Here is a 24040-nt window from a genome sequence, read left to right as displayed (position 1 = left end):
ACAGAAGCATGGCAGGCCTCCCACGACGAGGGAGGCCGCCCCCTCGGTCAGGGAGAAGCCCCCATGCCGCACGCGCCGCACGCGCCTCGCCGCCGCCTTTCCGCCATCGCCGCCGTCCTCGCCGCGACCGCCCTCACCGGGTGCGGGTCCTCCGGCGAGGGCGAGCGCGACGACGCCGCCTCCGGCCCCGTCTCGCTCACCTACTGGGCGTGGGCACCGGGCATGGACAAGGTGGCCGCCCTGTGGAACGAGAAGCACGGCAAAGAAGCAGGCATCACCGTCACCGTGAAGAAGCAGGCGTCCGGCGACGACCTGGTCACGAAGATCATCACCGCGGCCAAGGCACACCAGGCGCCCGACCTCGTCCAGGCCGAGTACCAGGCGCTGCCGACCCTGGTCAGCAATGACGCGCTCGCCGACATCTCCGAGGAGGCCGGCGACGCCGAGAAGGCGTTCGCCCCCGGCGTCTGGCAGCAGGTCACGCTCGGCACCGACGCGGTCTACGCGCTGCCCCAGGACTCCGGGCCGATGATGTTCTACTACCGGGCCGACCTGTTCCGGAGTTACGGGCTGAAGGTCCCCACCACGTGGGACGAGTTCGCCGCCACCGCCCGCGCGCTGAAGAAGAAGGCCCCGGACAGGGCGCTGACGACCTTCTCCGCCAACGACTCCGGGCTGTTCGCCGGGCTCGCCCAGCAGGCCGGCGCCACGTGGTGGACCACCGAGGGCGACAAGTGGAAGGTCGGCATCGACGACGCTCCCACCCGGAAGGTCGCCGGCTTCTGGGGCGACCTGGTCGCGGAGGGCGTCATCGACAACCAGCCGATGTACACCCCGGCCTGGAACAAGGCGCTCAACACCGGCAAGCAGATCGCCTGGGTCAGCGCGGTCTGGGCGCCCGGCACACTCACCACCGCCGCGCCCGACACCAGGGGCAAGTGGGCCATGGCCCCGCTCCCCCAGTGGACCAAGGGCGCGAACGCCACCGGGAGCTGGGGCGGTTCCACCACCGCCGTCACCACCGACTCCCGGCACAAGGCGGCCGCGGTGAAGTTCGCCACCTGGCTGAACACCGACCCCGAGGCGCTGGCCGCGCTGGTGAAGGAGAGCGGCGTCTACCCGGCCGCCACCGCCGCCCAGACCGGCGGCGCGCTCGCCTCCCCGCCCGCGTTCTTCGCCAACCAGCCGGACTTCTACACCCGGGCCGCCGAGATAGCCAGGACCACCGCGCCCGCCGCCTGGGGCCCGAACGTCAACGTCGCCTACACCGCGTTCAAGGACGAGTTCGGCAAGGCCGCCAAGGCCAAGTCGGGCTTCGGCACGGCCCTCACCGCGATGCGGGACGCCACGGTCGCCGACCTGGAGAAGCAGGGCTTCGAGGTGGCCCCGTGAGACGCAAGCACGTACGCGGCGCCCCCTACGTCTTCCTCCTCCCGGCCACCGTCCTCTTCGGCCTGTTCTTCGCCCTGCCCATCGGCTACGCGATCTGGCTGAGCCTGCACCGGATCGAGGTCCAGGGCCTCGGTCTCGGCAAGGGCGCCCGTGAGGAGGTCTGGGCCGGCCTGGCGAACTACACGGCCGCGCTCACCGACTCCGAGCTGGGCCGGGGCGCGCTGCGCATCCTCGGGTACGGCGCGATCGTCGTGCCCGTGATGCTGGGCCTGGCGCTGCTGTTCGCGCTGCTGCTGGACACCGAGCGGGTGCGCGCGAAGGCCTTCTCACGGCTCGCGATCTTCCTCCCGTACGCCGTCCCCGGTGTCGTCGCCGCGATGCTGTGGGGCTTCCTGTACCTGCCGGACGTCAGCCCGTTCCATTACGCGCTCGACGCGCTCGGGCTGCCCCGGCCCGATCTGCTGGACGGCGGGCCGCTGTTCCTGGCGCTGTCGAACATCGCCGTGTGGGGCGGGACCGGCTTCAACATGATCGTGATCTACACGTCGCTGCGGTCCATCCCGGCCGAGGTGTACGAGGCCGCGAGGCTGGACGGCGCCACCCCGCTCCAGATCGCGCTGCGGATCAAGGTCCCGATGGTGGCGCCGTCGCTCGTGCTGACCTTCTTCTTCTCGGTCATCGCGACGCTCCAGGTCTTCAGCGAGCCGACCACCCTGCGCCCGCTGACCAACGGCATCCCGACCACCTGGAGCCCGCTGATGAAGGTCTACAACGACGCCTTCGTGGGCGGGAACGTGTACGCGGCCTCGGCTACCGCCGTCGTCCTCGCGGTGGCGACGTATCTGCTGTCGTTCGGCCTGCTGAGGGCCGCCGGAAGGAAGCGGGGAGCCACCCGATGACCGACCTCACCGCTGCCCGGGCGCGTCCCGGGACGCGCAAGGCCGCCCCGGCCGCCGGCACCACCCCGGGCACCGCCCAGGGGCCGCCCGTCGGGCCCCGCGGTCCGCGCCGGATCGCCCTGCTGCCCACGGCGGCCCTGCTGCTCGGCGCGCTGTACTGCCTGCTGCCGGTCGCCTGGGTGCTGGTGGCCTCCACCAAGTCCGGTACCGAGCTGTTCTCCACGTTCACGTTCCTGCCGGGCAGCGGCCTCACCGACAACGTGGCCGGCCTCGGCGCGTACCGTGACGGGATCTACTGGCGGTGGATGGCCAACTCGGCGTTCTACGCCGGGGGCGGCGCCGTGCTGTCCACGGCCGTGTCGGCGGTCTCGGGCTACGCGCTTGCGGTCTACCGGTTCCGGGGCCGCGAGGCCGTGTTCAACGTCCTGCTCGCGGGTGTGCTGATGCCGCCGGTGATCCTCGCCGTCCCGCAGTACCTGCTGCTGGCGAAGGCCGGCATGGCGGACACGTACCTGTCGGTGCTGCTGCCGCTGGTCCTGTCCCCGTACGGCGTCTACCTCGGCCGGATATACGCCGAGGCCGCCATCCCCATGGAGCTGGTCGAGGCGGGCCGGATGGACGGGGCGGGCGAGTGGCGGATCTTCCTGCGGATCGCGGTCCCGATGATGTCGCCGGGACTCGTCACGATCTTCCTCTTCCAGTTCGTGGCGATCTGGAACAACTTCCTGCTGCCCTACATCATGCTCGGCGACGACGAGAAGTTCCCGATGACGGTGGGGCTCTACACCCTGCTCGCGCAGGGCTCCGCGACCCCGGCGCTCTACACGCTGGTGATCACCGGTGCCATGCTGGCGGTCGTCCCGCTCATCGCCCTCTTCCTGGTCATCCAGCGGTTCTGGAGCCTGGACCTGCTGTCCGGGGCCGTAAAGTCCTGACCGTACGAGGGGAACAGGAAGCATGAGCCGCAGCACGGAGGGCCGTCGCCGGCCGCCGACCATCCATGACGTGGCCCGGGAGGCAGGGGTCTCCCGGGGCACGGTCTCGCGTGTCCTCAACGGCGGGCACTACGTCAGCCCCGCCGCCCAGGACGCGGTCAACGCGGCGATCCGCAAGACGGGTTACGTCGTGAACCGGCACGCCCGCTCGCTGATCACCGGCAAGTCGGACTCGGTGGCGTTCCTGCTGACCGAGCCGCAGGAGCGGTTCTTCGAGGACCCGAACTTCAACGTGCTGCTGCGCGGCTGCACCCAGGCGCTGGCCGACCGGGACATCCCGCTGCTGCTGATGATCGCGGGCACCGCCGCCGAGCGGCGGCGCAACCTGCGGTACATCGAGGCGGGCCACGTCGACGGGGTGTTGCTGGTTTCCAGCCGCTCCGGGGACCCGGTGGTGGAGCGGTTGCGCCGGGCGGGCGTTCCGCTGGTGGCGTGCGGCAAGCCGCTGGGCCAGACGTCGAAGGTCAGTTACGTGGCGGCGGACGACCGGGAGGGCGCGCGGGAGATGGTGCGCTACCTGTACGCGTCGGGGCGCCGCCGCATCGCCACGGTGACCGGCCCGGAGGACACCCCGGGCGGGGTGGAGCGGCTCGCGGGGTACCGGGAGACGCTGGCGGAGTGCGGGCTGCCGGCCGACGAGTCGCTGATCGTGCCGGGCGACTACGGCCGGGCGAGCGGCGAGGCGGCGGGCACGCTGCTGCTGGAGCGGGCGCCGGACGTGGACGCGGTGTTCGTGGCGTCGGACCTGATGGCGCAGGGCGTGCTCGACGCGCTGGCGCGGGGCGGGCGGCGGGTGCCGGAGGACGTGGCGGTGGGCGGCTTCGACGACTCGTCGGCCGCGCTCCAGGCCCGGCCCCCGCTCACCACGATCCGCCAGCCGTGGGACCGCATCAGCGCCGAGATGGTGCGGATGCTGCTGGCCCGCATAGGCGGGGAGGAGGCCGCCGCGGTCATCCTCCCCACCGAGCTGGTACGCCGCGAGTCGGCGTGAGGCTTCCGGCTCAGCCGACCAGGGCCGGGTAGTCCGTGTAGCCGCGGTGGTCGCCGCCGTAGAAGGTGGCGGTGTCCGGGGTGTTGTACGGGCCGTTGGCCTTGAGGCGGGCCGGCAGGTCGGGGTTGGCGAGGAACAGGGCGCCGAACGCCACGATGTCGGCGGTGCCGTTCTCGACCAGCGCCAGTTCCTCGGCGCTGGTCGGGCCCTCGGTGGCCGGGTTGAGCACCAGGGTGCCGGAGAACCGCTTACGCAGCTCCAGGGTGAACTCGCGGGAGGCCGGGCCGCTCTCCAGGACGTGCAGGTAGGCGATCCCGAGCGGTTCGAGGGCGGCCACGAGGGCGGTGTACGTCTCCTCCGGCTCGGGCTCGTCGATGTCGTTGAACGGGTTCCCGGGCGAGATCCTGAGGCCGGTGCGCTCCGGGCCGATCTCGGCGGCGACCGCCTTGACGACCTCGGCGGCGAAGCGGGCGCGGCCCTCGGCGGAGCCGCCCCAGGCGTCGGTGCGCCGGTTGGTGTTCGGGGCCAGGAACTGGTGGATCAGGTAGCCGTTGGCGCCGTGCAGCTCGACGCCGTCGAATCCGGCGGCCACGGCGTTGCGGGCGGCGGCCACGAAGTCGGCGATCGTCTCGCGTACCTCGGCGTCGGTGAGCTCGTGCGGGGTGACGAAGTCCTTGGGGCCCTCGGCGGTGTAGACCTGCCCCTTGGCGGCGACGGCCGAGGGGGCCACCGGGCGCAGCTCGCCGGGCTGGTCGGCCAGCAGGTCGGGGTGGCCGATGCGGCCGGAGTGCATGATCTGGGCGAAGATCCTGCCGCCCTTGGCGTGCACCGCGTCGGTGACCTTGCGCCAGGCGGCGGTCTGCTCGTCGCTGTGCAGGCCGGGGGTGTCGGGGTAGCCCTGGCCGACCGGGGAGGGCTGGATGCCCTCGGTGATGATCAGGCCGGCCGAGGCGCGCTGGGCGTAGTACTCGGCCGTGAGGTCGGTCGGCACCCGGCCGGCGCCGGCCCTGCTGCGGGTCATCGGGGCCATGGCGATGCGGTTGGCGAGCTGCGTGCCGGACAGGTCGATGGGGTCGAAAGCTGTGGTCATCGGAGGCTCCCAGAGCGTTATGTGGTCGGCCAAGGATTTCTGCCTGACGCCACTGTAGCGCATTCATTGGCCGACCAAGGTAAAATCGTGAGCATCGTCCGGACACCCCACGAGGAGACCCCGATGTCCGCCCCCCACCACTCCTCGGCGGGCGCCGAGCCCGCCTCCGCCTGTGCCGACGCGCTGCCCTCGGCGGCACGCGGCGGACCCCTCAGCCACACCCTGGCGCGGGTGGCCCGGCTGCACCGCATCGCCGCGGGCAAGTTCCTCAAGGCCGCCGGGATCTACCCGGGCCAGGAGTTCGTGATGATGTACCTGTGGGACACCGGGCCGGTGCGCCAGTCCGAGCTGATCAAGGCCGTCGACCTCGACCCCTCCACGGTCACCAAGATGCTCCAGCGCCTGGAGCAGACCGGCCACGTACGCCGCTCCCCCGACCCCGCCGACCGGAGGGCGGTCCTCGTCGAGGCCACCGGCGCGAGCTGCTCGCTGCTCACCGAGGTGAAGGCCGCCTGGTGCGACCTGGAGGAGCACACCCTCGCCGGTCTCGACGCGCACGAGCGCGCCGAGCTGGCCCGGCTCCTGGGCAAGGTCGAGGCGAACCTGTGCGGCGAGACCGCCGGCTGCCCCGGAATGCCCGGCACGGAACCCCCGACTGCCGCGGCCACCGGAGCTTCGGCGGACGCGGCGGCGCCGGACCCGGCGGACGCGGCTCGGGCGCGGCCCGCGTAGGCGGACGCGGCTCGGGCGCGGCCCGCGTAGGCGGCCCGGCTCGGGCGCGGCCCGGCGCAGGCGCGCCCGGCCGACGCGGGCATCAGAGCTTCGGCGGACGCGGCGCCGGGCCCGGCGGACGGCTCGGCCGTGGCCCGCCTAGGCGCGCCCGGCTCGGGTGGTCTCAGGGGGCCGCGGCCGTCCGGGGGGCGGTCAGGACAGGGCGTTCAGTGCGCGGTCCACGTCGGCGGCCGAGTTGTAGAGGTGGAAGGCGGCCCGGAGGTTGCCGGCGCGGGCGGAGACGACGACGCCCGCCGCCGCCAGCTCCGCGTGCCGGGCCCCCAGGCCCGGGACGGCGACGATGGCCGAGTCGCCGGGCACCGGCCGGTGGCCCAGCCCGGCCAGGCCCTCCCGGAAGCGGGCGGCGAGCCCCGTGGCGTGGGCGTGCACCGCGTCGACGCCGATCTCGCCGAGCAGCGCGAGGGACTGCTCGGCCCCGTGGTACGAGAGGAAGGCGGGCGGCTCGTCGTACCGGCGGGCGGAGCCGGCGAGCCGGGCGGCCGGGCCGTACGGGTCGTCCAGGTCCTCGGCGGCGAACCAGCCCGCGTGGATGGGCGCCAGCGACTCCTGCGCCTCCTCCGTGACGGTGAGGAACGACGCGCCCCGGGGGCACATCAGGAACTTGAACCCACCCGTCACGGTGTAGTCGTACGCCCCCGCGTCCAGCGGCAGCCACCCCGCCGACTGGGTCGTGTCGACGAGCGTACGCGCCCCGTGCGCGGCCGCCGCCTCCCGTACCGCGGCCAGGTCGGCCACCCTCCCGTCCGCCGACTGGACGGACGAGAACGCCACGAGCGCCGTCCCGGGCCGTACCGCGTCCGCCAGGTCCTCCAGCGCCACGAACCGCGCCTTGAGGTCCCCGCGCACCGTGAACGGCGTGATCAGCGAGCCGAAGTCGCCGTCCACGAACAGCACTTCCGCCCCGGCGGGCAGCGAGTTCGCCACCAGCCCCACGTGGACGGCGACCGAACTGCCCACGGCGACCCGCTCCGGAGGCACCCCCGCCACCCGCGCGAAGCCGCTCCGCGCGCCGTCCACGGCCTCGAAACTCCCCGACCCGCCCGCCGTCCCCGCGGCGAGCCCCTCCGCCAGCGCGGTCACGGCCGCCACGGTCCGGCGGGGCAGCAGCCCGCAGCGGGAGGTGTTCAGGTACGTCAGCGCGGGCGCGAACTCGGCGCCACCAAGAGGGGTTTCCATGCCCCTACCCTGTGCCGCGGGCCACACCCGGTCAATCGCGTTCCGTGCGGTTGCCGGGGTTCGGCGCGCGCGTGATGCTGGAAGTGGAGCTCCGCGCAGCCAACCGCATCCACCGGGCGGGAGTCCCCATCATGATCGATCCCATACAGGTCCTGTGGTCGCCGGCCGGTGTGACCCTTGAGTCGCTCGGATCGCAGCCGTGGGTCGATACGCCCACGAACGACGGCGACACCCCGAAAATCAGGATGCCGGTCCGCATGCTCTCCGTCGACACCCCGGAAGTGACCGCCAGGTCCGAAAAGGGCGCGGCGAGGGTCGACAAGGAGTTTCAGCAGTTGGCCGAGTGGATCCGCAAGGGCATCGCGCCCATCTCCCACGGCCTCGGCGAGTTCATGCTCCCGAAGCTGGAGACCGGCAAAGCGGGCACCCTCCAGTACCGGCAGGGCAAGGCCGCGTCCGACTTCAGCCGCGAGAACATGACCGCCCGGCTCGCAAGGCCCGGCAAGGCCGACCGCCACCTCTTCATCCGCGTCGCCGACACCCCGTTCGCCCCCGACGACCGCCTGCTGGCGTACCTCGCCCCCGCCTACGAGAAGGACGAACTCGCCACCCTCACCCGGGAGCAGCGGGCGACGTTCAACCTGGATCTCGTCGCGGCCGGCTGGTCACCGACGTTCATCCTCTACCCCTCCATCCCGGGCGAGCTCGACCTGCCGATCCTGCTGTCCGCCGCCGAGAAGGCGATGACGGAGCAGCGCGGCATCTGGGAGGAACCCGCCACCCTGCTGGGATACGAGTACCGGGCGATGGAGGACCTCTTCGACGTCACGAAGCGGAAGGTCGACAAGGACGAGAAACTGCGGCCGGCCGACCTCCGCTCCTGGCGGGAGCGGTACTGCGTGGACATGCGCACCCGGCTGCTCCACGGGCAGGAGGACTGGTTCCGCGTCGACCCGGTCTACCGGCTGTGGATCTGGCCCCAGGACGTCCCCGAGGCCGTGGCGCGGCTGAACCTGACGCCGTCTCCGAGACTCGTCGGCGCCGACTAGGACCTGTCCGGTCCTCTCGTACAGGCTCTAGCGCGCCCGCTCGTACCGCAGAAGCACGACCCCGTTGCCGAAGGCCCGCGTCTCGGCGAGCCGCAGCGCGGTCCTGGTGTCCGAGTCCCGGAACAGGGGCTTGCCGCGACCGATGATGACGGGGTGGACGTAGAGGCGGTACTCGTCGACCAGGTCGTGCCGCCTGAACGCCTCGGCCAGGTCGGCACCGCTGAGCGCCAGGCCGCCCGGGTACTGCTTCTTGAGCGCCGCGATGTCCTCGGGGTCGACGTCCCGGACGACGGTGGTGTTCCAGCCGGCCTCCTGAAGGGTGCTGGAGAACACGTACTTGGGCTTCTCCCGCCAGATGCCCGCGAACTCCCGCATGGGACCGGTGATGGCGGGGTCGGAGTCGGCCGTCGGCCAGAACCCGGCCATCAGCTCGTGGGTGACGCGCCCGGAGAGGAAGGCCCCCAGCCTGGCGAGTTCGTCGTTGAAGTGGCTGTGCAGCTCGTCGTCGACCTGGTGCCAGCCGATGTCGCGGTCCGGCCCCTCCATGAAGCCGTCCACGGACACGGACATGAACAGGGTGATCTTTCCCATCGGTTACCTCGCCTCTGCGGTCGTCGCCACGTAGTAGACGTCCAGCGGGTTCCCCTCGATCGAGCGGACCCGGACGTCGGTGAAGCCCGCCTCCTCCAGCATGCGGCGGGCGGTCTGTTCGCCCCAGACCGTGCCGAGTCCGGCGCCTCCGGTGCTCAGGGAGGTGGTCATGCAGTAGAAGACCGAGAAGCCGAAGAGCGAGGGTCCGAAGGGGTGGCCGATGTTCTCCTCCAGGTTGCTGGAAGCGGCGATGTCGCCCATCAGGAAGGTGCCGCCGTCACGGAGGGACGCGGCGACGGCGTCGAGGGTCTCCTGCGGGCGGGCCAGGTCGTGGATGACGTCGAAGGCGGTGATCAGGTCGTACCGGCCGGTGATGTCCGTGGAGTCGGCGACCGTGTAGCGGAGGTTGTCCAGGGACAGCCGCTCGGCCTCCCGGCGGGCCGCCGCGATGCCGTCCTCCGACCGGTCGAGGCCGTGGAATCGGCTGCGGGGGAAGGCCTGGGCCAGGACGAGCGGTGCGTGGCCCTGGCCGGTGCCGACGTCCAGGACGTCGATGCCGTCGCGCAGCCGCTCGGTGAGGCCCGGGACCAGCGGGATGATCGTGTCGACGAGGGCCGTGTCGTACACGCGGGCCGTCTCCTGGGCCTGGAGGGCCTGGAAGCGCGGGTACGCCGAGTACGGGACGCCGCCGCCGTTCCGGAAGGCGGCGACGACCCGCTGCTCGACCTCGCCCATCAGGGCGATGTAGGGCATCATCCCGGCGAGGTTGTCGGGGCCGGCGGCCGTGGTGAGCGAGGCCGCGTGTTCCGGCGGCAGCCGGTAGGTGGCGCCCTCCGGCTCGTACTCGACGATGCCGCCCACCACCATGCCGCCGAGCCACTCGCGTACGTACCGCTCGTCGAGGTCCGCCGCCTCGGCGATCCCGGCGCTCGTGGCGGGCGGCAGGGCGCTCATGGTGTCGAACAGGCCGGTCTGGTGGCCGACGCTGGTGAGGAGGGCCAGCGCGCCCTTGTTGAGCACGTCGACCATCAGCTCGGCGAACGCCTCTTGCCGGGCGGGGTCCGGGGTGGTCATGGCCGCTCCTCACCTCGTGCGGTTTCCTCCTGTTCGTCACGTTACGCCGTGATCACGCCCCGGGGCCTTACGGAGTGGTGACGGCGAGCCGCAGCACCTCCCGGCGGGTGGCGTATCGGCTCATGAAGGGGACGACGACCGGGGCCGGGTGGCGGTCGCGAGGCGGCTGAAGGCGGCGCGGTAGGCGCTCGGGGTCAGGCCGGTGCGGCGCACGACGTGGGCGCGCAGCGAGTCGGCGGTGCCCAGTCCGCAGGCCCGCGCGACCTGGTCCATGGGGAGTTCGGTGGTCTCCAGCAGCTCCCTGGCCCGCTCGACGCGCTGGTGCAGCAGCCACTGGAGGGGGCTCATGCCGCTCTCGGCGTGGAAGCGGCGCGTGAGGGTGCGGACGCTGACGCCGGCGTGCCGAGCCAGGTCGGTCAGGGTGAGCGGCCGGTCGAGGTGGCGCATGGCCCAGCCACGGGTGTCGGCGCAGGCGACGCCGCGCTCGGGCGGCAGCGGGGTGTGCGTGAACTGGGTCTGGCCGCCGGGCCGTACGGGTGCGACGAGCGCCTGCCGGGCGACCTCGTTGGCGACGGCGGCGCCGTAGTCGGTGCGGACGAGGTGCAGGCACAGGTCGATGCCGGCCGCGTATCCCGACGACGTCAGAATGTCGCCCCCGTCGACGAACAGCACCTCCTGGCGCAGGTCGACGGCTGGGTACCGCTCGGCCAGTTCCCGCGTGTACTGCCAGTAGGTGGTCGCACTCCGCCCGTCCAGCAGGCCGGCCGCCGCGAGCACGAACGCGCCGGTGCAGATGGACGCGAGCCGCTTGCCGTCGTCGGCGGCGCGCCGCAGCGCCTCGACGACCCGCCGGTCGGGGTTCTCGCGGCATCCGGTGCCCGTGACGACCACGGTGCCGGCCGTCTCCAGGGCGTCCAGGCCGTGCGGGACGTGGATGTCCAGGCCTCCGGTGGTGGTGACGGGGCCGGGGTCGGGGGCGCAGATCACCGTCTCGTACCCCGGCCTCCCGTCGACCTCCACCTTCGCGAACAGCATCTCGGGGATGGCGAGGTTGAACATCGACACGGGCGGAGCCGCGATCACCGCGACCCGATGGGGAGTTCCCATGGCCAGATCCTCCGGACGTATGGCATTCGGGCCACTACTGTACGGGCGCCGAGATCGCGAAGGTGGACGGCATGCACACGGAAACGCTTGTCGTCGGCACACCGCCCCCCGCTCCGGCCGCCCGTACCGGGGCCGCCCTGGGCGCCGCGCTGCTCGGCTTCGCCCTGATCACCCTGGACACGTCCGTCGTCAATGTCGCCCTGCCGGCCATGGGCGGCGACCTGGGCGGCGGGATGACGGGGCTTCAGTGGGTGGTGGACGCCTACACCCTGGCGTTCGCGGCACTGTTGCTGTCCACCGGCGCGCTCGCCGACCGGGTGGGCGCGAGCCGGGCGTACGCCGCCGGGGTCGTCGTCTTCACGCTCGCCTCGGCGGCCTGCGGTCTGGCGCCCGGCCTGCCCGCGCTGATCGCCGCGCGGGTCGTGCAGGGCCTGGCCGCGGCCGTGATGCTGCCCGCGTCGCTGGCGCTGGTGCGCGAGGCGTACGGCGACCCGGTGCGGCGGGCCCGCGCCGTGTCGCTGTGGGCGGCGGGGGGCACGGTCGCGGTGGCGCTGGGGCCGGTCGCGGGCGGGGCCCTGACCAGCGCCTGGAGCTGGCGCTGGATCTTCTTCATCAACCTGCCGCTGGGGCTGCTCGCCCTCGCGCTGATGGTCCGGGTGGCGCGCTCACGGCCGCGCCCGGCGCCGCTGGACATACCCGGTCAGCTCACCGCGACGCTCGCGCTGGGCGCGCTGACGTTCGCGGCGATCGAAGGCGGGCGGGAGGGCTGGTGGGCCCTGGGGGTGGCCCTGGTGGCGTTCGCCGCGTTCTTCGCGGTCGAGGCGCGGCACCCGCATCCGGTGGTGCCGCTGGGGCTGTTCCGGTCCACGACGGTGGCGGTGTCGGTGGCGGCCGGGTCGGCGGCGAGCGTGGCCTTCTACGGCATGGTGTTCGTCTTCAGCCTCTTCTTCCAGCAGGTGCGGGGGCTTTCCCCGCTGGGCGCCGGACTGATGTTCCTGCCGATGACGGGGCTGCTGGCGGCGGTGAACGTCCTGTCCGCGAAGATCGCCGCCCGGCACGGCGCCCGGCTGCCGATCGTGGCGGGACAGGTCGTCGCGATCGTGGGGATGCTGCTCCTGCTGTACGTGGACGGCGGCACGCACCTCGCGCTGGTGGCCGTGGCGCTGGTGCCCCTCGCGCTGGGGTGCGGGCTGGCCCTGCCGCCGCTGATCGCCGCGATGATGGAGGCCGTACCGGCCGAGCGGGCGGGCACGGCGGCCGGCCTGCTGAACGCGGTGCGGCAGACGGCGGGCGGCCTCAGCATCGCGGTGTTCGGGTCGCTGGTGGCGGGAGCGGGTGAACCGGGCGGTGGCGCGGGCGGATTCGTCCACGGCATGCGCGTCAGCCTCGTCCTGGGCATCGTGCTGATGACGGTCACCGCGCTCGGGGCCACCCGGCTCAGGTCGCCTTCCGGTACTGGCCGGGCGCCATCCCGTACTCGCGCTTGAACGCCTTGGCGAAGGCGAACTCCGAGGTGTAGCCGGACCGTTCGGCGACCGAGCGCAGCGGGGCGTCGTCCTCGCGCAACAGCTTCCCGGCCGTCGTCATCCGCCACCAGGTGAGGTACGCCAGGGGCGGCCGGCCCGTCAGGGCGGTGAAGCGGCGGGCGAAGGCCGCCCGGGACAGGCCCGCCTCCGCGCCGAGTTCCTCCACCGTCCAGGGGTGGGCCGGGTCCCGGTGGATGGCCTGGAGGGCGGCGTTGACGGCCGGGTCGCTCAGGGCACCGGCCCAGCCGCTGGGCTCGTCCGCCCTCTCCTGGAGCCACCAGGTGCGCAGCAGGTAGACCAGGAGCGTGTCGAGGAGCGCGGGCACGATCGCGTCGGAACCGGGCCCGGGACGGGCGAGTTCGGCGCCGAGCAGGTCGACGGCGGCGCGGACGGAGGCGTACTCGCCGACCCTGGCCGGCAGGTGGATCACGTCGGGCAGGTCGGTCAGCAGGGGGTGGGCCCGCGCCTTGCTCAACTGGTAGGCCCCGCACAGCAGGAGGTTCTCGGGCCGCCCGTCGGCGGGGCCGGGATCGGGGATGGGCGGCCAGGTGCCGTCGGGCCGGACCGCGAACTCCCGCAGTGGGGTGGCCGGGTCGTCGGCGAGGCCGTGCCCGTAGCCGTGGGCGAGGAAGACCACGTCCCCGGGCCCGAGCCGCCGGGGCGGGGCGTCGTCCGTCAGCAGCCAGGCGGAGCCCTGGAGCACCACGTGGAAGCCCGCCCCCTTGCTGGCCGGGAAACGCACGCCCCAGGGCGCGTACCGGACCGACCGCGACGAGTGGGGGCGCCCCGTGCGCATGGCGGCGATGGCGTCGCTCAGCACATCCATGGCCGCACCGTACCGTGCCCCGCCCTCTCGAAGACGATCAGACATGGACAAGAGTCTTTGAGACATGGTTCGTCTCGCGCGCCCCGCATAGCGTCGTCGCCATGACATCAACCACCGATACCACCAAGGCAGTTGTCTTCCACGAGCTCGGCGGTCCGGAGGTCCTCCGGGTCGAGGACGTCGAGCTGCGCGGGCCGGGGCCGGGCGAAGTCCGGTTCCGCGTCGAGGCGATCGGCCTCAACCGCGCCGAGGCACTCTTCCGCGAGGGCACCTACTACTACCCGGCCACGCTCCCCGGCTCACGCCTCGGCTACGAGGCGGCAGGGGTGGTGGAGGCGGTCGGCGCGGGCGTGACCGCATTCGCGCCCGGCGACCCGGTGATGGCCGCGGCCAACTTCGACTTCGGCGTCCACGGCGTGTACGCGCACACGGTCGTGCTCCCGGTCGAGTCGGTGGTCCGCCGCCCCTCGGGCGTGGACGCCGTGACGTCGGCGGCGGTGTGGCTCACATACTCCACCGCGTACGGCGGCCTGCTGGAGACCGGCGGGCTCAAGGCGGGCGACCACGTGGTGATCACGGGTGCGTCCAGCGGCGTGGGGACGACGGCCATCCAGATCGCGAACCGGGTCGGGGCCGTCCCGATCGCCACCACCCGCTCCAAGGACAAGCGGCAGCGGCTGCTCGACCTGGGCGCGGCCCATGTGATCACCACGGACGACGCGGACCTGGTGAAGGAGGTCCACGCCGCCACCGGCGGGCGCGGCGCCGCGCTGGCCTTCGACGCGATCGGCGGCCCCGCCTTCCGCACCCTGGGCGACGCCCTGGTGACGGGCGGGACGATGGTGCTGTACGGGTGGCTGGACCCGCGCCCGGTCGAGCTGTCGATGAACTGGCCGCAGACCGTGCACACCTACGCCAACGGCGCGTTGATGCGCACGGAGACCGGCCGCCGCCGCGCCGCCGGGTTCATCGGTTCCGGACTGCGCGACGGCTCGCTGGCGCCGGTGATCGCCGAGACGTTCGACGGGCTGGAGCGGATCGTCGACGCCCACCGGCTGATGGAGTCCAACACCCACACCGGCAAGATCGTCGTCAGGGTGTGAGCGTGGCCCCGCTCAGCGCTCCGTCCGCCCGTCCACGCGGCGCGGCAGGCCCAGCGGATTGTCGTCGCGCAGCTCCGGCGGGAGCAGCGCCTCGGGCGTGGACTGGTAGGTGACCGGGCGCAGCCAGCGTTCGACGGCGGTGGAACCCACGGACGTGGAGGTGGAGGTGGTGGCCGGGTAGGGGCCGCCGTGGTGCTGGGCGGGGGCGACGGCGACGCCGGTGGGCCAGCCGTTGACGAGCACGCGGCCGGCGAGCGGCGTGAGTTCGGCCAGGATGTCCGCGCCCCGGCCCTTGCCGGACGCCTCCTCCGAGGAGAGGTGGACGGTGGCGGTGAGGTTGCCGGGGAGCCGTGACAGGACGGCGCTGACCTCGTCGGGGCTGTCGTACCGGGCGACGACGGTGACCGGCCCGAAGCACTCCTCCAGCAGCACGTCGTGCGCGCCCTCGGTGGCCAGCCTCGCGGCCGGTACGGTCAGGAAGCCGGGGCTGACGGTGTGCTCGTCCCCGGCGCCGGGGGTGACGGGGGCCTCGACGTCCGGGAGCGCGGCCCGCTCGGCGACGCCCGCGACGAAGTTGTCCCGCATGCGGTGGTCGAGGAGCACGCCCTCGCCGGTGCCCTTGACCGCGCCGGCGAGGGAGGTGACCAGTTCGTCGCCGTCCGCCCCGGTGGGCGCCAGCACCAGGCCGGGCTTGACGCAGAACTGGCCGGTTCCCAGGGTCATCGACCCGGCGAGCCCGGTCCCGATCTCCCCGGCGCGCTCGGCGGCGGCCGCCTCGGTGACCACGACCGGGTTGAGGGAGCCCAGTTCGCCGTGGAAGGGGATGGGTACGGGGCGGGCGGCCGCCGCGTCGAAGAGCGCCCGTCCGCCGCGTACCGAGCCGGTGAACCCGGCGGCGACGACCAGCGGGTGCTTGACCAGCTCGACGCCCGCCTCGAAGCCGTGGACGAGGCCCACGACGGCCTGCGGGATGTCGTGCTGCGCGGCGGCCTGGCCGAGGACGGCGGCGACCAGCTCGGAGGTGGCCGGGTGGTCGGGGTGGGCCTTGACGACGACGGGGCAGCCGGCGGCGAGCGCGCTGGCGGTGTCGCCGCCGGGCACGGAGAAGGCGAAGGGGAAGTTGGAGGCGGCGTAGACGGCGACGACGCCGAGCGGCACCTTGTAGCGGCGCAGGTCCGGGACGGGGGGCGTGGCGGTGTCGTCGGGGTGGTCGATGATGACGTCGAGGAAGGCGCCCTCGTCGACGATGCCGGCGAACGCCCGCAGTTGGTAGCAGGTGCGGGCCAGTTCGCCGGTCAGGCGGGCGGGGCCGAGGGCGGTCTCGGCGTCGGCCGCCGCCACCAGCCGGTCCCCGGCCTCGTCGAGGAGGCCGGCGGCGGTCCGCAGGAACGCGGCACGCACCGCGCGGTCGGCGAGCGCGCCACGGGCGGAGTGCGCGGCGCGTACGGCGCGGTCGACGTCCTCGGCCGTCGCTTCGACGGCAACCTGTTCCCGCCGCTTCCCGGTTCGGGGGTCGACACTCCAGACTTGTGCTGCTGACACCGCTACGTCCTTCCAGCCCTGCGTGGTTGTTCGGTATTCTGAACAGCGTTCCTGATGATGAATGGGACTCTGGGACTCTATTAACCGGGCGCGGCGTGTCACAAGAGGGGCGAGGTCGAATGTCAGCTACCGATTCCGGCGGGGCGCAGGTCAAGTCCGCCGTCCGCACGGTGGAACTCCTCGAGTACTTCGCGGGCAGCCCCGGCATGCACTCCCTGGCCGCCGTCCAGGAGGCCGTCGGCTACCCCAAGTCCAGCCTGTACATGCTGCTGCGCACCCTGGTGGAGCTCGGCTGGGTGGAGACGGACGCGACGGGCACGCGGTACGGGATCGGCGTGCGCGCCCTGCTGGTGGGCACGTCCTACATCGACGGCGACGAGGTCGTCGCCGCCGCCCGCCCCACGCTGGACCGGCTCTCCGACGACACCACCGAGACCATCCACCTGGCCCGGCTCGACGGCACCAACGTCGTCTACCTCGCCACCCGCCAGTCCCAGCACTACCTGCGCCCCTTCACCCGCGTCGGGCGCCGGCTGCCCGCCCACTCCACCTCGCTCGGCAAGGCGCTGCTGGCCACGTACAGCGACGAGCACGTCCGCAAGATGCTCCCGGAGACGCTCCCGGCGCTCACCGAGCACACCATCACCGACCGCGAGAAGCTCATCGAGGAGCTCCACGCCATCCGCGACCAGGGCTACGCCGTTGACCGCGAGGAGAACACCCTCGGCCTCCGCTGCTTCGGCGTCGCGATCCCCTACCGCACCCCCGCACGGGACGCCATCAGTTGCTCGGTACCGGTCGCCCGGCTCACCCCGGCGCACGAGCAGATGATCAAGGACGCCCTCTTCGACGCCCGCGACCGGCTGACCCTGGCGACGCGGCGGCTGTGATGGACGTGACCCTGCGCGACGTAAGGGACAGCGACCTGGCGGTCTTCTTCGACCATGCGCAGGACCCCGAGGCCAGGTGGATGGCCGCCTTCACCGCCGAGGGCCCGGTCGACCGGGCGCGGTCCGACGCCCATTGGCGGCGCGTGCTCGCCTCCGACGCCGTCGTACGGACGGTGCTCGCCGACGGGGAGGTCGTCGGCCACACGGCGGTGTACGGGCCGCCGGACAGGCGGGAGGTGACGTACACCGTCGCCCGCGCCCACTGGGGGCGGGGCATCGCGACCGCCGCCCTGCGCGCGCTGCTGGACGCCGTACCGGCACGGCCGCTGCACGCCCGGGCCGCCGCCGACAACAAGGGCTCGGTCCGGGTCCTGGAGAAGTGCGGCTTCGTCGTCGTCGGCCACGACCGGGGCTTCGCACACGCGCGCGGGGAGGAGACCGACGAGGTGGTGCTCCTCCTCGACGGCTGAACCGTCTCCGCCGCGCGGCGGAGGGGGTTCACCGGCAGGCAGGACGCGCGGGGGCGGGGGTGGGCGGCAGCGTGGGGGGCATGACAACGACAACGTCGTCCCCGCGGCCCGGCCCGGCCCGCCGGGTGCTGCGCGCCCTCGCCATCGCCTCGTGCGTCCCGTACCTGACGCTCAAGATCGCCTGGGTGTCCGGCAGCCACGTCGGCATCCCCGACGGGAGCCCGCTGCTGGACGACCCGGGGCTGATGGTCGTCCTCAACCTGGTGACCGTGGCGATGGACGCGGCCGTGATCGTCCTGGCGCTGCTGTTCACCCAGCGGTGGGGAACCAGGGTGCGGGCGTGGCTGCTGGTGTTCCCCATGTGGGTGGCGACCGGGCTGCTGGCGCCGATCATGGTGGGATTCCCCGCCCAGCTCCTGGTCCGCGAGGGCCCGGCAGCGCCCGCTGAGCCCTTTCTCGACGAGTGGGTCTTCTCCGTCGTCTACGGCGGTTTCATCGTCCAGGGCCTGACCCTCGGCACGTTGTTCGTGCTGTACGCGCGGGGCCGCTGGAGCCAGGTGTGGCGGGGCCGGGTGCGCGATGTGTCCCCCGCGCTGCTGCCCGCCGCTGTCCGGGCGACCGCCGTGGCCGCTTCGGCGCTCCTGCTGGTGCCGTCCGCGCTGCACGTGCTGTGGATCTCGGGCTCCGCCCGTGGGCTGTCGGCGACCCGGGCCGCCGAGCGCACCAGCGATTTCTACGTTCTGGAGGGCGGGCGCCTGCTCTTCGCGGCCGCCGCCGTCACCGGCGTACTGATGCTGGTGTTCCGCCTCGGGCGTGCCCTGCCGGTGAAGGTCCCGCTGGCTCTCGCCTGGGTCGGGTCGGGCGGGGTGGGCTGCTGGGGCGGCTGGCTGCTGCTGTCGGTGCTGATGCCGCAGACGGATCCGGCCGACGAGGCGACGGCGCCGATGGCGCTGGCCTACGCTGGCGAAATGATCACGGGGGTTCTGCTGGGCTGCTGCGTGGCCGTCTTCCTGCGGCGGCGCGCGGCATGAGGAGACCGGTCACGGCGCTGTTCGGGCGGCGCGCACGGCTGCGGTGGGTCCATCTGATCCTGGGCGGCGCGCTGTTGATGCCGTACTGGCTGCTGGGCACCCTGGTCGTCGGGCCGTTCGTGAACGAGGCGGGGATGTTCTCCAATTCCCTGGCGGTGCAGTTCGGGGCGTACGGCGTCGCCCTGCCGCTGGCCGCCGTGACGGCGCTGTTCCCGCTGGCCAGGCCCATGTCGGTGGCGGTGGCGCGCACGCTGTGCGGGGTCGCGGCGGACCGGTTCGCGGACGGGCCGGCCAGGTCACGGGCGGCGCGGGTGCGCACCGCCGGGTGGTTCACCCTGCACGTGGGGCTGGGCGGGCTGATCAGCGGGGCGTCGCTGGCACTGCCGCCGTTCGCGGTGACGGTCATGGTCCTGCCCTTCTCGCCCGGCCTGCGGGAGGCCGCGGCCGTGGAGTTCTGGTCGCTGGACCAGCGGTGGCTGGTGTACGGCGGGGTGCCCGCGGGCCTCGCGATGCTGGTCGCCCTCGCGGCGGCGGCCGCCGGGGCCGGGGCGCTGCTGGCCCGGCAGGCGCCGTTGCTGCTGGGGCCGACGCCCGCCGACCGGCTGGCGGCGGCCGAGCGGCGCGCCGCCGAACTGGCCGTACGCAACCGCCTCGCCCGGGAGCTGCACGACTCGGTGGGCCACGCGCTGAGCGCCGTCACGCTCCAGGCGGGCGCGGCGCGCAGGGTGCTGGACAGCGATCCCGGGTTCGTCCGCGAGGCGCTGGCGGCCATCGAGGAGACCACGCGCCGCACGGTCGGCGAACTGGACGCCGTGCTCGGCCTGTTGCGGCAGGGCGAGGACGACGGGGAGCTGCCGGGCCGGCCGGGCCTTGAGGCGCTGGACGCGCTGCTGGCCGCGACCGGGCGGCACGTGTCGCTGACGGTGCGGGGCGGTGACGTGTCCGGCGTACCGGAGCCGGTGTCCCGTGAGGCGTACCGGATCGTCCAGGAGGGCCTGGCCAACGCGGCCCGGCACGCGGCCGGCGAGCCCGTGACGGTGACCATCGAGCGGTACGAGGACGAGTTGGAGATCACCATGGACAACCCCCTGCCCGCCCGGCCCCCGGTGGCCCGCCCCGGCGGCGGCCGCGGCCTCAGGGGCGTCGGCGAACGGGCGCGCCTGCTGGGCGGCACCGCCGGGGCCCGCCCGGTGGACGGCGTGTGGCGGCTGTCGGCCCGCCTGCCGCTGGCGGGAGGTGCCCGGTGATCCGGATCGTCCTGGCGGACGACGAGCGGATGGTGCGCACCGCGCTGCGGGTCATCCTGGACGCCGAGCCCGGTCTGGAGGTGGTGGGCGAGGCGTCGACCGGCGCGGAGGCGGTGTCCGTGGTGCGCGAGCAGCGGCCGGACGTGGTCCTGATGGACGTACGGATGCCGCAGATCGACGGCATCCGCGCCACCGAGCAGATCCTGGCGTCGGCGCCGGAGCCGGGGCCGCGCGTCCTGGTGGTGACGACGTTCGAGAACGACAGTTACGTGTACGAGGCGCTGCGCGCCGGGGCGGCCGGGTTCCTGCTGAAGCGGGCGGCGGCGGAGGACCTGGTGGCGGCGGTCCGGCTGGTGGCGCGCAGCGACTCGCTGCTGTACCCGGCGGCGCTGCGGGGCCTGGCGGCCGAGTACGCGCGGCGGCGCCCGGCGCCCGCCCCGCCGTGGGTGGCGAGGCTGACGGAGCGGGAGGCGGAGGTGCTGCGGCTGATGGCGACGGGGCTGACGAACGCGGAGATCGCCCGGCGGATGGGCGTCGGCCCGGCGACGGCGAAGACGCACGTGGCGGCGGTGCTGGCCAAGACGGGCGCGCGGGACCGCACCCAGGCGGTGATCGCGGCGTACGAGTCGGGCTTCATCACCCCGTCCGATCCGCGCGGGTGAACGCCTGGATGAACGTTTCCTGAGAAAACCGGCATCCCGGAACCCGCCGTTCCCTCGTGTTCGTCCTTGTGTACGGGATGAACAAGACGATCAGAAGAAGCGCCGTCTTCACCCTGCTGCTGGTGTTCGCCCTGCTGCTCCGGGCGACCTGGGTTCAGGCGTACGAAGCCAGGGCGCTCGCGGACGACAAGCACAACCGGCGGAACGTCATCGCGCAGTACGCCCATCCGCTCGGGGACATCATCGTGGCCGGTTCGCCGGTCACCGGCTCGAAGGAGACCAGGAGCGGGGACCTCCACTACAAGCGCACCTACAAGGACGGCGAGCTGTACGCGGCCGTGACCGGCTACAGCTCGCAGGCGTACGGGTCGAACCAGTTGGAGGGCATCTACTCCAAGGTGCTGGACGGCACCGACCCCCGGCTGAAGAACCCGATCGGCGCGCTCACCGGCGAGCGGACCGAGCCGGGTGATGTGCTCACGACGATCGACCCGGCGGTGCAGAAGGCCGGGTTCGAGGCGCTGGGCGACGTCAAGGGCGCGGCCGTGGCGATCGACCCGAAGACCGGGCGCGTCCTGGGCATGGTCAGCACCCCGTCGTACGACCCGTCGGCCATCGCCGGCTCGACGGACGGCGAGGCCTGGAAGCGACTGACCACCGACGAGGACAAGCCGCTGGTGAACCGGGCGATCCGGCAGCCGGTGGCGCCCGGCTCCACGTTCAAGCTGGTCGTCGCGGCGGCGGCACTGGAGAACGGCCTGTACGGGTCGGTCGACGAGCGCACCAAGAGCCCCAACCCGTACCGCATGCCGGGCACCGTCACCGACCTGGAGAACGAGAACCCCTCCGCCCCGTGCGAGAACGCCTCCATCCGCGTGGCGCTCCAGTACTCCTGCAACAACGTCTTCGGCAAGCTCGCCGTCGACCTGGGCAAGGACAAGGTGCGGGCGATGGCCGAGAAGTTCGGCTTCAACGACGACGAGCAGGACGTGCCGGTGCGCGCGTACCCGAGCGTCTACCCCTCCGAGATGGACAAGGCGCAGACGGCGCTGTCGGGCATCGGGCAGTTCGATGTGACGGCCACGCCGCTGCAGATCGCCATGGTGTCGGCCGCCATCGCCAACGACGGCCTGCTGGCGGCGCCCCACATGGTGTCCAAGGTCGTGGACGCGGACGACGACACCCTGAACGCGTACGAGGACGGGGAGGCGCGGCGGATCGTCTCCTCCGCCACCGCCGAGCAGTTGCGCAGCGCGATGGTCACGGTCGTCGAGGACGGCACCGGCTCCAACGCCAAGGTCGACGGCGCGGAGGTGGGCGGCAAGACGGGCACGGCGCAGCGCGGTGTGGAGAACAGCAAGAAGCCGTACGCCTGGTTCACCTCGTACGCCAAGGACGCGGAGACCGGCAAGGAGGTCGCGGTCGCGGTGCTGATCGAGGACTCCAACGCCCGGCGCGCGGAGGTCAGCGGCAACGGTCTGGCGGCTCCGGTGGCGCAGAAGATGATGGCGGCGGCGCTGAAGTAGCCCCCGGTGGGTGGCGGTTGGCGGCCGCACGGTATGCAGGCCCTTCGTACCCCCGTGCGTAGGAGGACCCGCCGTGCGACCGCTGCCCCGTCTTCTCCCCCGTTCCCCGTCCGGCTGGACCATGGCGGTCTTCGGGCTGCTCGCCACGGCTCTCGGCGCGGTCGGGCTGATCGCCCCGGACACGCTGCTGACGGTCATGGGCTTCACGCCCATACCGGACGCCCGGCGCGCGGACGGCGACCACACCCTGGTGTTCCTGACCGCCTCGTCGATGGCGGCGGTCAACATGGGCGTGTACTACATGCTCGCCGCGTCGGCCGACTGGAAGGCCTTCTTCCGCTGGACGGTTCCCTTCCGCCTCCTCACCTGCGCGGTGTTCGTCCTCGCGGTCGTCTCCGGCCGCGCCCCGGCCGGGTTCCTGGGCGTGGGGCTCTGGGAGGGCCTGGGCGCGGCGGCGACGGGGGTGGCGCTGCGGTACGAGCGCCGGCCGGCCGGGCCCCGCCCTCCCCGGACGTGACCGGCCTCAGCCGGCCGCGGCGCCGAACCACGTGGGCAGCGCGCCGAGCAGCTCCCGCTGGTCGTCACCGACCCACGCCACGTGACCGTCCGGCCGCAACAGGACGGCCGGCACGTCCAGTTCCTCGCTGACGTCGACGACGTGGTCGACCCGGTCCGCCCAGCCCGCCACCGACAGCCGGCCGGTCTGGTCGAGCAGCAGCCCGCGGCCGCCGTGCGTCAGCTCGTAGAGGCGCCCCCGCTTCAGCGTCACGTCCCGCAGCCGCCGGCCGAGCAGTTCATGCCCGTCGCCGACGTCGTAGCGGACCGCGATGGCGGTGATCTTCTCGATGAGGTACCGGTTCACGTCCTCGAACTCGATCAGCTCCGCCATCAGCCGGCGCACCGCCCGGGCGCCCGGCTCGGAGGACAGCAGCTCCGTCTGCGCCCGGGTGTTGTCCAGTACGTCGGCCGCCACCGGGCGCCGCTCGCTCTGGTAGGTGTCCAGCAGTCCCTCCGGTGCCCGGCCGGCCACCTCGGCGGCCAGTTTCCAGCCGAGGTTGAACGCGTCCTGGATGCCGAGGTTGAGCCCCTGCCCGCCGGTCGGCGGGTGGATGTGCGCCGCGTCGCCCGCCAGCAGCACCCGGCCGACGCGGTAGCGCTCGGCCAGCCGGGTGGCGTCGCCGAACCGGGACAGCCAGCGGGGCGAGTGCACGCCGAAGTCGGTGCCGGCGAAGTCCCGCAGCCGCCGCTTGAACTCCTCCAGGGTCGGCGGGACCGTGCGGTCCTCGGCCACCCCGTCGGCGGGCACGATGACCCGGTACGTCCCGCCTTCCAGGGGCATGGTGCCGAACCGCCACTCGGTCTTGCGGACCTCCGCCACCACGGCCGCCAGCTCCTCCGGCGGCACGGCCACCTCCATCTCCCCCAGCAGCGTCTCCACCCTGGCCGGCTCGCCGGGGAAGCCCACGCCGAGGAGCTTGCGCACGGTGCTGCGGCCCCCGTCGCAGCCGACGAGGTAACGGGCCCGCAGCCGCGTGGCTCCGGCTCCCCCGGCGGGGGTGCCCCCATTGCCGGCGGCAGCCCCATTGGCCGCGCCCTCATCGGCGGGGGTGCCCCCACCGGCCAGCTCGACGGTCACCCCGTCGTCGTCCTGGCTCAGCCCCACCAGCTCGCAGCCGCGCCGGATGTCGGCGCCCAGCTCGATGGCGCGCTCGGTCAGCAGACGTTCCGTGGTGCTCTGCGGGATGCCCAGGACGTACGAATGCGCGGTGTCCAGGCTCGCGGGCCAGGACGTGCCGAGACCGGCGAAGAACCCGCCCGTCTCGTACTTCTGGCCGAGCGGCAGGAACCGCTCCAGCAGGCCGCGCTGGTCCATCACCTCGATGCTGCGCACATGGAGGCCGAGCGCGCGGGCCTGCCTGGTCGGCTCCGCCAGCCTCTCCAGCACCACCACGCGCACACCGTGCAGCCGCAGCTCGCAGGCCAGCATCAGGCCGGTCGGTCCTCCACCGGCCACGATCACGTCGATCATCCGGACCCCCCATACGACAAGGCGCACATACC

Annotated in this window: 23 protein-coding genes; 15 read left to right on the top strand and 8 right to left on the bottom strand. The window is 73.2% G+C overall.

Translation table 11 applies throughout. From position 1 onward, the window contains the following. Window positions 1-63 precede the first annotated feature (63 nt). The 4 genes from ACZ46W_RS14820 to ACZ46W_RS14805 are packed head-to-tail and all read left to right on the top strand — an operon-like array spanning window position 64 to window position 4277. On the top strand, window positions 64-1392 hold the full coding sequence (locus ACZ46W_RS14820; protein WP_468336702.1) for an ABC transporter substrate-binding protein: 1329 nt from the start codon (window positions 64-66) through the stop codon (window positions 1390-1392). Then, the gene (locus ACZ46W_RS14815; protein WP_468336699.1) at window positions 1389-2291 is read left to right on the top strand and encodes a carbohydrate ABC transporter permease; all 903 of its coding nucleotides are present in this window, start codon (window positions 1389-1391) and stop codon (window positions 2289-2291) included. The genes ACZ46W_RS14820 and ACZ46W_RS14815 overlap by 4 nt, the downstream gene beginning before the upstream one ends. Next, on the top strand, window positions 2288-3226 hold the full coding sequence (locus tag ACZ46W_RS14810) for a carbohydrate ABC transporter permease (protein ID WP_468336696.1): 939 nt from the start codon (window positions 2288-2290) through the stop codon (window positions 3224-3226). The genes ACZ46W_RS14815 and ACZ46W_RS14810 overlap by 4 nt, the downstream gene beginning before the upstream one ends. A gap of 22 nt (window positions 3227-3248) precedes the next feature. After that, window positions 3249-4277, top strand: a complete 1029-nt coding sequence (locus ACZ46W_RS14805) for a LacI family DNA-binding transcriptional regulator (protein WP_468336693.1) — start codon at window positions 3249-3251, stop codon at window positions 4275-4277. Between the two features lie 10 nt (window positions 4278-4287). Here ACZ46W_RS14805 and ACZ46W_RS14800 read toward each other — a convergent pair whose 3' ends face one another. Continuing rightward, window positions 4288-5367, bottom strand: a complete 1080-nt coding sequence (locus tag ACZ46W_RS14800; protein ID WP_468336690.1) for an alkene reductase — start codon at window positions 5365-5367, stop codon at window positions 4288-4290. A 123-nt stretch (window positions 5368-5490) separates the two neighbouring features. Between ACZ46W_RS14800 and ACZ46W_RS14795 the strand changes: the two genes are divergently transcribed. Then, window positions 5491-6099 (top strand): MarR family winged helix-turn-helix transcriptional regulator, encoded by a 609-nt coding sequence (locus tag ACZ46W_RS14795; protein ID WP_468337049.1) that lies wholly within the window; start codon window positions 5491-5493, stop codon window positions 6097-6099. 192 nt (window positions 6100-6291) lie between these two features. On the opposite strand, the gene ACZ46W_RS14790 is transcribed toward ACZ46W_RS14795, so the two are convergent. Next, window positions 6292-7335: an aminotransferase class V-fold PLP-dependent enzyme gene (locus ACZ46W_RS14790; protein WP_468336687.1), complete on the bottom strand. Its 1044-nt coding sequence runs from the start codon at window positions 7333-7335 to the stop codon at window positions 6292-6294. 131 nt (window positions 7336-7466) lie between these two features. On the opposite strand from ACZ46W_RS14790, the gene ACZ46W_RS14785 reads away from it, so the two are divergent. After that, window positions 7467-8384, top strand: a complete 918-nt coding sequence (locus ACZ46W_RS14785) for a nuclease (RefSeq protein ID WP_468336684.1) — start codon at window positions 7467-7469, stop codon at window positions 8382-8384. A 27-nt stretch (window positions 8385-8411) separates the two neighbouring features. On the opposite strand, the gene ACZ46W_RS14780 is transcribed toward ACZ46W_RS14785, so the two are convergent. The 3 genes from ACZ46W_RS14780 to ACZ46W_RS14770 form a co-directional block, all read right to left on the bottom strand. Then, a complete protein-coding gene (locus tag ACZ46W_RS14780) occupies window positions 8412-8975 on the bottom strand; it encodes a dihydrofolate reductase family protein (RefSeq protein ID WP_468336681.1) in 564 nt (187 codons plus the stop codon). 3 nt (window positions 8976-8978) lie between these two features. Next, a complete protein-coding gene (locus ACZ46W_RS14775; protein ID WP_468336678.1) occupies window positions 8979-10049 on the bottom strand; it encodes a class I SAM-dependent methyltransferase in 1071 nt (356 codons plus the stop codon). 120 nt (window positions 10050-10169) lie between these two features. Then, window positions 10170-11156: a GlxA family transcriptional regulator gene (locus ACZ46W_RS14770; RefSeq protein ID WP_468336675.1), complete on the bottom strand. Its 987-nt coding sequence runs from the start codon at window positions 11154-11156 to the stop codon at window positions 10170-10172. Window positions 11157-11227: 71 nt separating this feature from the next. Here ACZ46W_RS14770 and ACZ46W_RS14765 point away from each other — a divergent pair, with 71 nt between their 5' ends. Continuing rightward, window positions 11228-12643 (top strand): MFS transporter, encoded by a 1416-nt coding sequence (locus tag ACZ46W_RS14765; protein ID WP_468336672.1) that lies wholly within the window; start codon window positions 11228-11230, stop codon window positions 12641-12643. Here the strand turns inward: ACZ46W_RS14765 and ACZ46W_RS14760 are convergent. Continuing rightward, entirely contained in the window at window positions 12594-13508 is a 915-nt protein-coding gene (locus tag ACZ46W_RS14760; RefSeq protein WP_468336669.1) for an AraC family transcriptional regulator, read from the bottom strand. The two genes, ACZ46W_RS14765 and ACZ46W_RS14760, sit on opposite strands and share 50 nt — an antisense overlap. Before the next feature lie 101 nt (window positions 13509-13609). On the opposite strand from ACZ46W_RS14760, the gene ACZ46W_RS14755 reads away from it, so the two are divergent. After that, window positions 13610-14611 (top strand): zinc-dependent alcohol dehydrogenase family protein, encoded by a 1002-nt coding sequence (locus tag ACZ46W_RS14755; protein WP_468336666.1) that lies wholly within the window; start codon window positions 13610-13612, stop codon window positions 14609-14611. A gap of 12 nt (window positions 14612-14623) precedes the next feature. Here ACZ46W_RS14755 and ACZ46W_RS14750 read toward each other — a convergent pair whose 3' ends face one another. After that, complete coding sequence (locus ACZ46W_RS14750; RefSeq protein ID WP_468336663.1) at window positions 14624-16153, bottom strand: aldehyde dehydrogenase (NADP(+)); 1530 nt, start codon at window positions 16151-16153, stop codon at window positions 14624-14626. A gap of 119 nt (window positions 16154-16272) precedes the next feature. On the opposite strand from ACZ46W_RS14750, the gene ACZ46W_RS14745 reads away from it, so the two are divergent. The 7 genes from ACZ46W_RS14745 (at window position 16273) to ACZ46W_RS14715 (ending at window position 22496) form a co-directional block, all read left to right on the top strand. Then, window positions 16273-17043, top strand: a complete 771-nt coding sequence (locus ACZ46W_RS14745) for an IclR family transcriptional regulator (RefSeq protein ID WP_468336660.1) — start codon at window positions 16273-16275, stop codon at window positions 17041-17043. Further along, window positions 17043-17513 carry a GNAT family N-acetyltransferase gene (locus ACZ46W_RS14740; protein WP_468336657.1) on the top strand — a complete coding sequence of 157 codons (471 nt, stop codon included), beginning with the start codon at window positions 17043-17045 and terminating at the stop codon, window positions 17511-17513. Before ACZ46W_RS14745 ends, ACZ46W_RS14740 begins: the two co-directional genes overlap by 1 nt. Before the next feature lie 80 nt (window positions 17514-17593). Further along, a complete protein-coding gene (locus ACZ46W_RS14735; protein WP_468336654.1) occupies window positions 17594-18544 on the top strand; it encodes a hypothetical protein in 951 nt (316 codons plus the stop codon). Continuing rightward, a complete protein-coding gene (locus ACZ46W_RS14730) occupies window positions 18541-19791 on the top strand; it encodes a sensor histidine kinase (protein ID WP_468336651.1) in 1251 nt (416 codons plus the stop codon). The genes ACZ46W_RS14735 and ACZ46W_RS14730 overlap by 4 nt, the downstream gene beginning before the upstream one ends. A gap of 29 nt (window positions 19792-19820) precedes the next feature. Continuing rightward, window positions 19821-20453, top strand: a complete 633-nt coding sequence (locus tag ACZ46W_RS14725; RefSeq protein WP_468337046.1) for a response regulator — start codon at window positions 19821-19823, stop codon at window positions 20451-20453. Between the two features lie 77 nt (window positions 20454-20530). Next, window positions 20531-21979, top strand: a complete 1449-nt coding sequence (locus ACZ46W_RS14720) for a peptidoglycan D,D-transpeptidase FtsI family protein (protein WP_468336648.1) — start codon at window positions 20531-20533, stop codon at window positions 21977-21979. 121 nt (window positions 21980-22100) lie between these two features. Further along, the gene (locus ACZ46W_RS14715) at window positions 22101-22496 is read left to right on the top strand and encodes a hypothetical protein (RefSeq protein WP_468337043.1); all 396 of its coding nucleotides are present in this window, start codon (window positions 22101-22103) and stop codon (window positions 22494-22496) included. A 6-nt stretch (window positions 22497-22502) separates the two neighbouring features. Here the strand turns inward: ACZ46W_RS14715 and ACZ46W_RS14710 are convergent, their stop codons facing one another. Continuing rightward, window positions 22503-24008 (bottom strand): FAD-dependent monooxygenase, encoded by a 1506-nt coding sequence (locus ACZ46W_RS14710; RefSeq protein WP_468336645.1) that lies wholly within the window; start codon window positions 24006-24008, stop codon window positions 22503-22505. Window positions 24009-24040: the final 32 nt, after the last annotated feature.

The organism is Streptomyces sp. NPDC031064 (assembly GCF_055570965.1).
This window is presented reverse-complemented; position numbering and strand designations above follow the sequence as displayed.

Bases quoted from the DNA above. Each gene is read 5' to 3' on its own strand.
- ACZ46W_RS14770 (WP_468336675.1), bottom strand. From the start codon at position 11,156: ATGGGAACTCCCCATCGGGTCGCGGTGATCGCGGCTCCGCCCGTGTCG.
- ACZ46W_RS14745 (WP_468336660.1), top strand. From the start codon at position 16,273: ATGTCAGCTACCGATTCCGGCGGGGCGCAGGTCAAGTCCGCCGTCCGC.
- ACZ46W_RS14740 (WP_468336657.1), top strand. From the start codon at position 17,043: ATGGACGTGACCCTGCGCGACGTAAGGGACAGCGACCTGGCGGTCTTC.
- ACZ46W_RS14755 (WP_468336666.1), top strand. From the start codon at position 13,610: ATGACATCAACCACCGATACCACCAAGGCAGTTGTCTTCCACGAGCTC.
- ACZ46W_RS14765 (WP_468336672.1), top strand. From the start codon at position 11,228: ATGCACACGGAAACGCTTGTCGTCGGCACACCGCCCCCCGCTCCGGCC.
- ACZ46W_RS14805 (WP_468336693.1), top strand. From the start codon at position 3,249: ATGAGCCGCAGCACGGAGGGCCGTCGCCGGCCGCCGACCATCCATGAC.
- ACZ46W_RS14795 (WP_468337049.1), top strand. From the start codon at position 5,491: ATGTCCGCCCCCCACCACTCCTCGGCGGGCGCCGAGCCCGCCTCCGCC.
- ACZ46W_RS14800 (WP_468336690.1), bottom strand. From the start codon at position 5,367: ATGACCACAGCTTTCGACCCCATCGACCTGTCCGGCACGCAGCTCGCC.
- ACZ46W_RS14780 (WP_468336681.1), bottom strand. From the start codon at position 8,975: ATGGGAAAGATCACCCTGTTCATGTCCGTGTCCGTGGACGGCTTCATG.
- ACZ46W_RS14730 (WP_468336651.1), top strand. From the start codon at position 18,541: ATGAGGAGACCGGTCACGGCGCTGTTCGGGCGGCGCGCACGGCTGCGG.
- ACZ46W_RS14790 (WP_468336687.1), bottom strand. From the start codon at position 7,335: ATGGAAACCCCTCTTGGTGGCGCCGAGTTCGCGCCCGCGCTGACGTAC.
- ACZ46W_RS14775 (WP_468336678.1), bottom strand. From the start codon at position 10,049: ATGACCACCCCGGACCCCGCCCGGCAAGAGGCGTTCGCCGAGCTGATG.
- ACZ46W_RS14710 (WP_468336645.1), bottom strand. From the start codon at position 24,008: ATGATCGACGTGATCGTGGCCGGTGGAGGACCGACCGGCCTGATGCTG.
- ACZ46W_RS14725 (WP_468337046.1), top strand. From the start codon at position 19,821: ATGGTGCGCACCGCGCTGCGGGTCATCCTGGACGCCGAGCCCGGTCTG.
- ACZ46W_RS14720 (WP_468336648.1), top strand. From the start codon at position 20,531: ATGAACAAGACGATCAGAAGAAGCGCCGTCTTCACCCTGCTGCTGGTG.
- ACZ46W_RS14810 (WP_468336696.1), top strand. From the start codon at position 2,288: ATGACCGACCTCACCGCTGCCCGGGCGCGTCCCGGGACGCGCAAGGCC.
- ACZ46W_RS14785 (WP_468336684.1), top strand. From the start codon at position 7,467: ATGATCGATCCCATACAGGTCCTGTGGTCGCCGGCCGGTGTGACCCTT.
- ACZ46W_RS14820 (WP_468336702.1), top strand. From the start codon at position 64: ATGCCGCACGCGCCGCACGCGCCTCGCCGCCGCCTTTCCGCCATCGCC.
- ACZ46W_RS14760 (WP_468336669.1), bottom strand. From the start codon at position 13,508: ATGGATGTGCTGAGCGACGCCATCGCCGCCATGCGCACGGGGCGCCCC.
- ACZ46W_RS14735 (WP_468336654.1), top strand. From the start codon at position 17,594: ATGACAACGACAACGTCGTCCCCGCGGCCCGGCCCGGCCCGCCGGGTG.
- ACZ46W_RS14715 (WP_468337043.1), top strand. From the start codon at position 22,101: ATGGCGGTCTTCGGGCTGCTCGCCACGGCTCTCGGCGCGGTCGGGCTG.